Here is an 11,986-nt window from a genome sequence, read left to right as displayed (position 1 = left end):
CCACGCTATCATGCAAGATAGTCGTTGATATCTATATCATCAATTTGATCTTCGCGCAGATACTGCATGGCATAATCACGGTACACCCCAGACGTTAAGAACAACTTAAACAGATCCTTATCTATATGTTGGTCCTTGGCCATAAACTTCATTATTTTCAAAGACTGTGACAAGGTTTTTGCCTGTTTGTAGGGACGATCGTTTGCCGTCAATGCCTCAAAGATATCTGCAATCGCCATAATACGCGCCGGAATCGACATTTGCTCCCCAGTGAGGCCGCGCGGGTAGCCGCCGCCATCGAGCTTCTCGTGGTGACCACCAGCATATTCAGGCACACGAGAAAGATCCTCTGGCAGTGGTAAGGTTTCCAACATGCGAATGGTACTGGTGATATGCTCATTAATAATGTATCTGTCTTCAGGTGTGAGTGTGCCGCGCTTAATACCCAAGTTATATAACTCGCCCAGGTTTTGCTTATTCTCTGGTACTTTCATATTGAAACCGTAGCCTTTATCGCGGGCTTCAACATCATTTAGGCGTTTATAGATATGCTCGGCCTTGTCGTTAAGGATAGGCTCCTCTCCAGGTTGAAATTCAGGGAAGTTTTGCATGTGCCGTGCTTCTTCTGGCGATAAACCAAGCCTATCATCGAGGTTGCGATACCATTTGCGCTGCGCGATAGTGGCCACACGCTCAATATCGGCATCCTCCATAAATTCACCACCGACATTACATTTGGCAATAAATTCAAAGTCGTCAATAATCCCTTGACGCTGGTCCGCACATTCCCTCGCGAGCGCTTCCATGTTGTCGGGTTGCTCAATAAGTGCTTTTAGATACGCAATTTCAGTATCACGTAATAACACTTCAAAGCGCATCCTTACTTCGTGGATTCGGTTATAAATGCACTCTAGCTTCGAGCCCTTATCAACTATATGCTCGGGTGTTGTGATTTTACCGCAATCGTGTAACCAAGCTGCTACTTCGAATTCACGCCACTGTTCTTTGGTTTTGAATCTAAAGTCGACAAAATTCGGGTCATCGGAATTATTCGCTTCTTGTGCCAACATAAGCGCAAGTTCTGGCACGCGCGCGCAGTGTCCACCGGTATATGGTGACTTTTCATCGATAGCTTGAGCAATGATCTGAATGAATGAGTCGAGCAATTCTTTTTGGCCAATTTCAAACTCACAAATCGACTCAGACATGTTCACCAAAGATTTTGACAGCTGGTGTATTTCTTCAATATGCGACGACACGTAGTGCACTTCATCATAATTTCGATGACTAATTTTATGGTTCTCTTGGATAAGTCGTTGAATAGGATTGGCCATATTGCGGGCAATCTGGGTAATGACAATGAGGACCAAACCAAGCACTGCCAGCGTCACAATGACTGCATTACGTACATAGTGATTCAGCTCTGAGAACGCCGCGTGTTCACTGACAAGAAATGCCATGTATTCGCGACCCTGTGTTTTTACCAAGCCCGTAATTTCACGCACGTAGACAAGGTATGACTCACCATTGATATTAATGCTCGTTAACGCGTTTAAGTTGATGTCGTGCTTAGCTAACTCAAGTATTTTCGGCGACGGCAATTGTGATAACGCCGTCGCTTCACGTTGATCATTGGAAAACGTTAGCCAACGTTTTTCTAATTGTGCTTGAGTCTCGGGCGTGATTTGCGACTGCGCGATATCAATCAGTTTTATCAAATCTTCTAAATCTTTATGGACGATGTGATGCAAACCAAAATCATTTTCGCCTTTGAACTCTTCTATCTCAGGACTAACAAACAAGTTTTCGATATAAAAATAGGTTTCGATGTATTGCACTACAGCCTGAAGGTCGAACGCGACATCTACTTCTCCTTTTTGAACCCCGCGCATCGCACTTAAAGTATCGTTGTATTCGACGAATGTGGCATTCGGCAGATTTTGCTGTAAAAATCCAGTGATTGCATACCCTTTTTGAGCGGCGATACGTTTGTTAGTCAACGCTTGCAGAGATGTTACTTTGGCAAGCGAAGGGTCACGAGTAGCAAAGACGACTTTAGGCAAGTAATGTGGCCCAGCAAAGCGCCCGAACTCTTTGCGCTTCTCGGTTTTCATTAAGCCTAATAACGCGTCAATTTGCTTATTCTCCAACTGCTCCATCAGCTCTGAAAAGGTATAACCGTTCACTAAGTTAAGTTTCAAACCCAACATTCTGGCTGCTATACGCATTCGGTCGAGACCATATCCGCGCGGTTCACCCGAGACGTTATACTCAAACGGTGGGTAATCATCCATTACCCCAACGGTGATTTCGCCAACGTCATCGATGACCTTTTGTTGCTCAGGTGTAAGCGCCAATCGAGGTTGCGCGTTTTGTACCTGCCTAACATTACTGATGTTTTGAGCACGCACCACGCCATTTTCATCGAACATATATGCCCGCGTATCTCCAACATAACCACTTATAGACATGTATTCTGACAGTGAAGACATCACGACGCCGGCACCAAACACATCGCCCTGATCGTTTTTGATGGTGTAACTGGTTCCAGGTTTATTAATGAAGCTAAACATGTAAGGGGGGACCTTGGTGACATTTTTAGTGTTGGCGCTTTTATACCAAGGTCGAGTTGTCGCGTTAAAACTCGTGTTTTGCTCTTTTGTCAGGCGCGTCGATAAATCGCTGTTTAGATACGACGTAAACTGCGTTCGCTGTCCATCATCACTTGTAACACGTAATAGAATCCATCTATCGCTGGGAGCCGCCCCCCACGCCAAACGAAGCCCCTGTGCAGATTCCAAATTTGACAGTTCAATGTAATCACCATTGTTAAGGCCAATAAACAAGGAAAATACCTTGTCGTTGCCCTCTAGTAGAGTACTTAAGGCCAATAAGGTATTGCGATCAATGCCATGGGCATCAACATTGCGAAGAATTAAGTTGTATTTAAGTGCCTTAGTTAGACTGATGGCACTGCGTTCCTGCATCACGGCTTGGCGGGTGCTTTGCTCCGCAATAGATTGGAATTTATCTTCTGCAGTGCTTTTAGCAAGATGATTACTGAATAAGAATTGTAAGGTGATGCCTACCAAAGCAGTAAAGGCACATGCAAGTACAAATGAAGCTATTAAAGTTAGCCTAATCGTAAAGCGCAATTTTTTAGGTTTTATTATCAGGGGCATCCGCTAACCGTATCGTTATAATTATCTACAATTAGCTTAATACAAATTTCAAAAAGTGTTATAAATTAACGCGTTGTATTGCAAATATTTAAGATAAATTTCAAAAATATAATGACCCTATAATAGGTACGTATAATAGAATATTGCAATTTAATCATTAATATATTGTGCGAGCTTTGGTGCTAATTTGCGTAGCGCTTGATAATTTCCTCTATCTTACCGGTAGCATGCAATCGCGCGAGTGCTTGGTTGGTAATCAGCATGTTTAACTTACCATCGCCTGTCTTTGGGAAAACAAACTGATAAGGCGCTTGATCAATAATAAAGTCCGCTTTTTTAAACTCTGCTTGTAAGTGGGGATTGTTAAGAATTAAAAAATCATAAACGAGCTCAGACATTACAATGGCATCAATACCCGTTTGTTCTGATTTAAGCAACGCTCTTAACATGCCAAAATCCGAGTAAAAGTTTCGCTTAACCAGCTCGCCATTGGCGAATGCCTGATCCAGTGTTGGATAAACGTATTCATATCGAGTGCCGATGCGAAATGGCTTTACTCGGTCTGTCGAGTGTTGAATGAAATCATCAATACCAGTGAATGACATGTTCGAGTCTATGGGAAGAATAAGTACATCATTAACAGTGGTAATTGGGGTGCTCCAATAATAGTTATCAGCGTTTTGCGTCCAACTCTGTGAGTCAAATAGAAAGTCCAATTGTCCTTCAGATAACATTTGTAACGCCTTACGAGCATAGGGCCCAGCGTAATATGCATGTTCACTGTATTGGTTAGTTGCTTTTAATAAATCGGGAATGATCCCAGTTACTTGCTCTCCAGCAATACTAAAAGGTGGGAAATGGTCAGGGTAACCGCCTTTGATGTCACGCGCTTGACTAGAAAAAGTGCATAAAAAGATGAAAAAAACGATGGCTCTAAACACGTTTGTATCCTAAAAAATGAGTCATTTCGAATATGATTTGGTTAACGTATCGCCAAGGCGAATAAAATATAGTCAATAAATTCAGCGTAATACAGAGCTACATGCTAGGCATGTTCATACTAAATGTCTACATTTTGACACAAATAGCCAACGCGTAGATGTCAGCTTTACTCTACGCTGGCAAAGACCATTGAGGCAGATTCAAGGAGAGGTTCAAAATAAGAAAATCCCTGTAAACAGGGATCTTTCAATTAAGCAAAATTGATTTGGTGCCTAGGGTCTGATGACCCTTGCTGTGTGTTTTTGCAACTGTCATTGGGGGATTTTGGCAAGGCAGAGCCTGCGTCGCATAGCCATTCTATGTAAGTCTGGCATAACGCCGAAAAAATACCCCAATGGCGCTGCCCAAGGGGTTCAACCAAAGGCTTACACTGCGTTGTCGTCGGCTATTAACATAGCTCACTATGCAACATAACCCATTCCTTGCATTGAAAGCCTTTGATTTGAATAAAATTCAAACTTCAAAGGTCAACAGACCCTAGTCAACGATAATGCGCAGCATACGGCGAAGTGGCTCTGCTGCCCCCCACAACAGTTGGTCACCTACCGTGAACGCACTGATGTATTTAGGGCCCATGCTAAGTTTACGAATACGGCCAATCGGGATCCGCAATGTGCCAGCGACATTCACTGGCGTCAGCTCTTGACTTGAAGCACCGCGTTCATTCACTATCACGTCGACCCACTCATTGTGAGATGCAAGGATTTGCTCAATTTTCTCGACGCTGATGTCCTCGCGGAGCTTAATCGTCAATGCCTGAGCGTGACAACGCATCATGCCCACTCGAACACATAAACCGTCAATTGGGATAGGCTGTTTGCTCGAACCCATAATCTTGTTGGCTTCAACTTGAGCCTTCCATTCTTCTTTACTTTGGCCTGATGGCATAGGCACATCAATCCAAGGAATTAAGCTTCCCGCTAACGGCACACCGAATTGGTCGCAGCTCAGGCTGCCGTCTTTCATCTTGGTGGCGACTTTCTTATCGATATCAAGGATAGCACTGCTCGGGTCAGTGACTTCATCCGCCACTTCGTGGTTAAGCTCACCCATTTGCACGAGTAGCTCTTTCATATTGCGCGCACCTGCACCGGATGCCGCTTGGTAGGTCATGGGGCTGACCCATTCAATCAAGTCTTGTTCGAACAAGCCGCCTAGCGCAAGTAACATGAGTGAGACCGTACAGTTACCGCCGACAAAGGTTTTTACGCCCTGCTCTAGCCCTTGCTCGATCACATCTTTGTTAACAGGGTCTAAAACGATAATACTGTCGTCTTTCATGCGCAGCGCAGATGCGGCGTCAATCCAATAGCCTTGCCATCCGCTGTCACGAAGCGGTTGATATACTTCATTGGTGTAATCACCACCTTGGCAGGTTATTACTATGTCCATTTGCGCAAGTGACTCAATATCGAACGCATTGAGTAATGGTTTTGCTTCGCCTGCGATATCTGGCCCTAATTGGCCAGCTTGTGAGGTGGTAAAAAAGGTCACGTCAATATGAGCAAAATCGTTTTCTTGTTGCATTCGCTCAAGCAGTACGGAGCCGACCATACCGCGCCAGCCTATTAGGCCTACTTTTTTCATTCTGGTTTCCTTATGAAAAGTCATTAAACATATTGCGTGAGTACCCGCAGCGATGCTGCAAGGGAATCGCTGACAATAACATCGCTTAATCGATTACTCTAGGGGCTTAGCTGCAACATTAATTTATTTCATAGTCGGTGGCTATTAGCACGAGGCCTTAAATTGTGGTCATAAAAAAACCCAGCCGAAGCTGGGTTTTCAGTGCGTAAGGGCTTAGAACTCGTAAGAGTAACTCAAGCTTAGGCCAACACCTTCGTCTTTCGAACGAACAACGATGTCAGACTGAGTCACTTCTTGATCTTCATTCAAGATATTCTGCACCTTGAATTTCACTTTTGAATTGAAATCAGGGTAGAAGGTATACACTAAATCAAGCGAGTGGAACGGCTGCTCGTACGCATCGTCACGACCGGCCACACCGGCTGCTAAGATTCGCTCACCGAACACGTTATACACCATAGATGCACTGTGCATACCATCTAGTGAGTCGTAGCTAAGCTGCAAGTTCACAACGTACTCTGAATGACCCGTCATACGTTTTGTAGGGTTAGTCAAGGTACCTGCCAAAGCTGGATCAATGGTCGCTTCAGAGTCACTTAAGGTGATATTACCGCTGGTAAATAAGCCATCTGTTACAAACGTCAGGTCTTGCAACCATTCCGCTTCGATACCATAAACTTCCGCTGTTTCACCATTAACGAAGGTGGCTGAGTAATCTTCATCACCGATTCGCAAAATCGTTTCAATAGGCGCTTCGATGTCTTTATAGAACGCAGCAACACTGAATGAATTACCCGCTTCACCATAATGTTCGTAGCGCAAGTCAAAATTCTTGATTGGGCTACTCTTCAGACCTGTACGACCAAAAGTACGAATATCTGTTAATGGATCGAAGTAAGTCACTGGTACAATTTCACGAAAATCAGGACGAACCACAGTTTCACCGTAACCCGCACGTACTTGATACGTCTCGCCACCTAAATATGTCAGTGATAGAGCCGGATACCAATCGTCTTCATTGATTGAGCCTGCTTCGATTTTTTCAGGATCGTAGTACGTATTCAAATCGTCTGCGTCAAAGATTAAGCTGGATGTACCGATTGAAGTTTGACGAAATTGCTCATAACGAATACCACCACTGATACGCAGCCATTGATCGTACAGCACATCAAATTGAGCATAGCCTGCATCAATTTTTTGTGCCGCGATGTAATCATCCGCATCCGGTGCTGTTGGCTCGTTGAAATCAACTAAAATGACATTTTCACCAATGAATGTGTCATTTAAGTAACTACCATTGCTCAACGGGCTTTGGCTTCCATCATTTATGTCAATTGACGCACCAGCACTGTTGTTAATAGCAAAACTTGAAGTATTAAAGATACGTGCACGGTCAGAGAAATCATAACCACCTTTTAATTCGACTTCCGCCGACTCAAATGTAAGTGGTAAGGTCACATTACCGCTGTATGATTTTACGCGTTCTTCCATGTCGGTGTATGACATGATCGCACGGTTATCATCACCCGTAATCGCTGAACCTACATACTTACCAGACGTGTCGTAGCTATCGCGGAATTCAAAATCAACATTGGTTGGGATGTCCGTCGTCGCTTTTGATTCCGTATATTGCCAATCGGCACCCAATCCCCAATAATCAAGAAAAGTGTGCTGACCGATAAATTGAGTGACGTTGAGCTGACGCTCTTCGTAATTAAACTCATGGTTGCGGTTGGCAATACCATCACCTGCGATAGTAAACGTAGAGCTCCCTGCTGGGCTTTGTGAGATAGCAATTTCAGACTCATCTTCATTGTCGATGATATAAAGCTGCTGTGCTGAAATACTGTGCGTACCCAGACGATAACCCAGGCTCAATGTGCCGTTGTAACGTTCATTCTCAATCGTAACGCGTGAGTCTTTTACCGTGTTAAAACAAGAAGTGGTAATTTCCTCTTCATTATTTAATGTACGGCTACAGCTGTCATCCACATCTTGTGCGATTACAGAGCTAAAACGCTCTTCAAAATCCCACTCTGTTGAGTATGAACCACTGAGCATAAAGCCAATATTACCACCAAAGATAGACTCTTCGAAGTTGTCACCCCAATGCGCTTTGATGTCGTATTCTGGGTCTAAAGATTCGTCTTTTAGCACGTAGTTTCGAGGAAGAGACTGTAACAAGGCATTGTTAATGGCTGTCGCTTGTTGCGCACGTGTCGTATCGCCATCTACGAGATTGTCGCGGTCAACAATATTGCCAATGGTAAAGTCGCCATGATAGCGAACAATCGCATCTTGTAGTGCTTGTGGCGTGCCATCTTCATTGCGCGAATACGTGTAACCTTCATCCGCAGCAGTGTTGTAGCCAACACCGACTTCGATACCAGCGACAAACTCATCCGGTACAGATTTAGTACGTATATCAATGTTACCGCCACCAAACGCTGCGGGCATATTGGGTGAATACGCCTTTTGTACAGCCATACTCTCAATGATACTTGCTGGGAAGATATCCAGAGGGATAACGTTACGAGTCAGGTCTGGGCTTGGAATGTAGGCGCCATTGAGACGGGCGCTTGAATAACGCTCACCAAGACCACGAACGTAAATAAATTTACCATCAACAAGTGTCAGACCGGTTACACGACGTAGTGCCGATGCTGCATCACTGTCGCCAGTACGAGAAAGTTGCTCTGCACCCAGGATATCGGCAACGAACGCTTGGTTTTTACGTTCTTCTATGACTGCCGCCGCACTGCCTTGCAAGCGTGTACCAACTGCAACCACTTCTTCTATTTCTTGGTTTTCTGCAGTTTGTACGTCTTCCTCTGCCGCCATTAGGGCATTAGATTGGGCAAACAATCCAAAGCCAACAGCCCAAGCTAGTCGATTTAGCTTATGTTGTTTAGACATGGTTTACATCCTAATCAGTTTATACAAAACAGGCGCCTGATGCTTGTTGTTCAAGCCCCAAGGCGCCTTTTTCAAGTGTTCAATGGGTGTGTTTTGAGACTAATTAGTCTGCTTGCGCTGCTGCTAGAGCCGCTTCAACCCATTTGTACCAGCTTGAATCTGTATCTTGGTCTGATACCGCGCCGATGTAGTCTACTGAGTCAAAGAATGAATCAAGAGAGCTTAAGTCGTTCGCTGTTACTGTTACGTCTGTTGACGCTGTGTTTGTTGCAAAACCGTTGTCAGCAAGTACTGCTACGTCATCTGTTAGGATTTCGCTTGCGCCACCGTTTTCAAACCATGATGCTTTAGTTTGACCAGCTAGTGGGCCACCAGCGAATGTATCTGAACCTACGAAGTTTGCAGAACATGCCATCACTGAGCTTGTGAACATGATATTATCAACCTGCTTCTCACCATCGCTTGAGTGCTCGATACACGCTGTGTTAACTGCGTTTTTCTTCACGATAAGTGCGTTGTAGATGCTTGCGTTGAACTGATCATCAAACTTATATGCTTGTGAAGGGTCATCATCACGTACTGAGTTACCGTCAGTTGTTACAATAGTAACGTTCGCAATAGTTGGGTTCGAAGGTGAAACTTGCGCAGTTGAAGAACCTTTCACACCGTCTGATTCAAAACCATTGTTACCCATGTATACAACTGAGCCGTCGTTTAGTGTCACAGTACCGTGTTGTACGAATAGGTATTGCGCCGCACCTTGCCAACCTGCATCGAAGTCAAACGAGTCATCTTGCGTGTCAGTGACGACAACATGTTTAAGTGTTGTTGCACCGCCGAAGATTTCGATACCATCATCGAAGCCTTGGTGAATGTGGATGTAATCGAATGCTGAACCAGAACCAACAGCGTTAAGTGTTAGTGAGTTAAGGTCATCACCTTCACCACCTACACGAGGGCCTGAACCTGCGTACCAAATCTTAGCCCATTTGATGCTACCGCTTGAATCAGTGTTGTCGTTACCACCGAAGTAGCTAGTGATACCTTCTGAAGCTACGTTACACGTACCGCCATCACGCTCTGCGTCTGTACATTGGTCCGTGATACCTTGACCATTGATGATGATACCACCCCAGTCAGCGTAACGAGCGCCATTACCAGCACTGTCGAAACGGTCAAATGCATTTGCAGAAGTGAATGTGATTGGTTTATCTTCAGTACCGATTGCTTGGATTTTAGCGCCACGTGCGATACGAATGATTGCCTCACCCGATTCGAAAGCCAGTGTTGCACCCGGCTTAACTGTCATTGTTGGGCCGTTTGCAGGAATAGTAAAACCTGATGTTGTGTCGCCATCTTCACCAATTTGAAGTGCATCAGCGAACAGGTGCACACCACCTTCTGGTAACTCTTCAAAAGTAATGTTACTAGTGATTGAGATTGTTTTGCTTGCGAATGAATCGTTATATACACAGTCATTACCGCTTGCTACACCTTCAACTGTACCAGCATCAGTTTCGTAGCTTGCACACACGATTTCTTCTTCGTCAGAACCACCGGATGTGTTGTTTGAATTGTTAACGCTGTTGTCCGTGTTCGTGCTGTTATCATTAACAGTTGGGTTGATTTCAATATCGCCACCACAAGCTGTTAGTGCCATTGCTGAGGCTACAAGACTAACCTTGAATAAGTCAGAAAGTTTCATCATAAACTCCGTAGTTCTTTAATTTATATAATTAGTGCAGTTGTTTAGCTGGTGAATACAATACGGAAGGTTTATGACAGCGGGGTGACACTTATTTAAAGAAAACGTGACAATAAAGAATTTTTTAAGTTATTGTTAAAAAGAAAAAAGCCACCCTAAGGCGGCTTTGGTGTTGCGATTATATGTCAAATTAATGTCGGTTTATTACAACAATAATTAATTTGATTTATAAAGTTAAAGTAACGCTTGTTTTAATGTTTCAGCATGTAACTTTTCATTTTTAACGTATTTGATCCATTGCTGCGCCAATCGCTCAGAACGCTTATGCTTTTCAGCTTGTTCAAATGCCAAAATGGATGCGTCGTAATTTTGCAAATTGAACTGGGCCATACCCAATGCAACATAGGCGTTGGATTCAAAATCAAGGCCACCTTTGTCCAATGCTTCACGTGCCGCATCAGCCGCTTCATTAAACAGCTCTAAGTTAATGAACACTTCTGCCAGGCGCTGATCATAAATACCCGATTGCTCTTGAGTCGCAGCTTTTTCAAAGTAAGCAACCGACTTTTTCTCTTCTTTAGCTTGCACGTAAGCCTCAGCAATGAATGCATTGTTTTTCACGTTATCTTCAACAATACCTTGTTCTTGCGCTTGTTTCATAACCTTGGCTGCTTTGAACGGTAGGCCGTTGAACATATACACTTGCGCCAAATTGCGAAGGTCGCTCTTCGTTTTGATAAACCCTTGCTGATAAGCCGCTTCAATCGTTGCGAGCTGAATCTTTTCTTGGCCTACTTCACCGTACATGCCGCTTAATTGCACCCAATATTCAGGCTTGTTATACAGGGCAATCATTTTCTCTAGTACTTCAACCACCTTCTTTGGTTGCTGTTTTGAGTAGTAAAGCGCACGTTGCAATACGAGCCAGTTTTCTTTTGGTGTTTTACCGTCTTTTTCTGCCAATGCGACTGCCGTGTTAATCGCCGCTAACGCTTCATCGTATTTATTCATTTGATAAAACGCTTGTGATTTTAATACGTAATAGCTATCTGGCTGTGGCTTAGTATTTATCTTGTCCCATTTCGCGAGGTAATTGACCACACCTTGATAATCTTCGTTGGCCATAGACAATTGCGCCAAGGAAAATAGCGTGCTCAGATGCAGTGACTCGGGAATAGCGTCTTCGGCAACCACTTGTTCAAAGGCGTTTATCGCTTCTGGTAAACGGTTTTCGTTGTAGTAGATAAAACCGTAGAAGTTATACATCATGGCACGTTCATACTCGTTCATGCTTGACGCACGTTCTTTCACCGAGTCCAGCGCATCTAGGCCTGCTTTTACGTCACCGTCATCGGCCAATTTTTGTGCACGAGCCAGTTGGCTATAGACTTTGTCGCGCAGCGCCGGTACGCGTTTTGTTGTTTGTTCGGCATGTACCGATGCCAGTTCGACACCTGGGATCATGCTTGCCATGCTAGGCAGAACGAGCGTTGCTGATGACAAACCAGCAAACAGTAGTAATGAATTTAACTTGTTCATTGTAAACCTCATAAATCGCAACATGGGCCCCTAGCCAGTACTAAGGGCACCTTAA

General features: G+C 44.1%; 6 protein-coding genes. All 6 read right to left on the bottom strand.

The window, feature by feature from the left end:
• Nucleotides 1-8 precede the first annotated feature (8 nt).
• Nucleotides 9-3,182, bottom strand: coding sequence for an HD domain-containing phosphohydrolase (locus tag ACH19P_RS18095; RefSeq protein ID WP_462160007.1), 3,174 nt, complete (start codon nt 3,180-3,182; stop codon nt 9-11).
• 182 nt (nt 3,183-3,364) lie between these two features.
• Nucleotides 3,365-4,123: a substrate-binding periplasmic protein gene (locus ACH19P_RS18090; protein WP_462160006.1), complete on the bottom strand. Its 759-nt coding sequence runs from the start codon at nt 4,121-4,123 to the stop codon at nt 3,365-3,367.
• 538 nt (nt 4,124-4,661) lie between these two features.
• Nucleotides 4,662-5,771 carry an aspartate-semialdehyde dehydrogenase gene (gene asd, locus ACH19P_RS18085; protein WP_462160005.1) on the bottom strand — a complete coding sequence of 370 codons (1,110 nt, stop codon included), beginning with the start codon at nt 5,769-5,771 and terminating at the stop codon, nt 4,662-4,664.
• Between the two features lie 213 nt (nt 5,772-5,984).
• The gene (locus tag ACH19P_RS18080) at nt 5,985-8,687 is read right to left on the bottom strand and encodes a TonB-dependent receptor domain-containing protein (protein ID WP_462160004.1); all 2,703 of its coding nucleotides are present in this window, start codon (nt 8,685-8,687) and stop codon (nt 5,985-5,987) included.
• 103 nt (nt 8,688-8,790) lie between these two features.
• Nucleotides 8,791-10,392, bottom strand: coding sequence for a hypothetical protein (locus ACH19P_RS18075; RefSeq protein ID WP_347390100.1), 1,602 nt, complete (start codon nt 10,390-10,392; stop codon nt 8,791-8,793).
• 234 nt (nt 10,393-10,626) lie between these two features.
• Nucleotides 10,627-11,931, bottom strand: a complete 1,305-nt coding sequence (locus ACH19P_RS18070) for a tetratricopeptide repeat protein (protein ID WP_462160003.1) — start codon at nt 11,929-11,931, stop codon at nt 10,627-10,629.
• Nucleotides 11,932-11,986 lie beyond the last annotated feature (55 nt).

It is taken from the genome of Pseudoalteromonas sp. GB56 (genome assembly GCF_054923835.1).
Note: the sequence above shows the minus strand (reverse complement) of the source record. Positions and strands in the feature narration are given on the sequence as shown.